The following is a 914-nucleotide window of genomic DNA, read 5'->3' as shown; positions in this document are numbered from 1 at the left end:
CTCCTGGTCCGGCCGGCTGCGGACCCTCCCCGCCCGCGCCTGGCGCGGGCGCGCGGACGACCCGGCCTGGGTGCGCCCGGCCCTGCTGGCGCTGCTGGCCGCGACCGCCGTCCTCTACCTGTGGGGCCTGAGCGCCTCCGGTTGGGCCAACTCCTTCTACTCGGCCGCCGTGCAGGCCGGCTCCCAGAGCTGGAAGGCCTTCTTCTTCGGCTCCTCGGACGCCGCGAACTTCATCACCGTCGACAAGCCCCCGGCCGCGCTGTGGCCGATGGCGCTCTCGGCGCGGATCTTCGGCCTCTCCTCCTGGTCGGTGCTGGCCCCGCAGGCACTGATGGGCGCGGCCACCGTCGGCGTGCTGTACGCGACGGTGCGCCGCCGCTTCTCCCCGCTCGGCGGCCTGCTGGCGGGCGCCGCGCTGGCGCTCACCCCCGTCGCGGCGCTGATGTTCCGCTTCAACAACCCGGACGCACTGCTGGTGCTGCTGCTGACGCTGGCCGCGTACGGGCTGGTGCGGGCGGTCGAGGCGGCGGGCACCCGGTGGCTGCTGTTCACCGGGGTGATGTTCGGCCTCGCCTTCCTCACCAAGACCCTGGCGGCCTTCCTGATCCTGCCCGCCTTCGCGGTGATCTACCTGGTCGCGGCACCCACCGGGTTCTGGCGGCGGGTACGGCAGACCCTGCTCGCGGGCGTGGCGCTGCTGGTCTCGGGCGGCTGGTGGGTGGCGATCGTCGAGCTGATGCCGGCCTCGGCCCGCCCGTACATCGGCGGCTCGCAGGACAACAGCTTCCTCTCGCTCACCTTCGGCTACAACGGCCTCGGCCGGGTGGACGGCAACGAGCGCGGCAGTGTGGGCGGCGGCGGCCGGATGCCGGCCGGGCTCGACCTGCCGGGCGGCGGCGCGGCGCCCGGCGGCG

1 protein-coding gene is annotated in these 914 nt (G+C 74.9%); it reads left to right on the top strand.

What is annotated here, in order from left to right; all coding sequences use genetic code 11:
- Positions 1-16: 16 nt before the first annotated feature.
- The coding region (locus KS423_RS46295) for a glycosyltransferase family 39 protein (protein ID WP_224285634.1) at positions 17-914 on the top strand (898 nt) is incomplete at its 3' end.

The sequence above is a fragment of the Streptomyces sp. LS1784 genome (assembly GCF_020103755.1).
Lineage (GTDB): Bacteria > Actinomycetota > Actinomycetes > Streptomycetales > Streptomycetaceae > Kitasatospora.
This window is presented reverse-complemented; position numbering and strand designations above follow the sequence as displayed.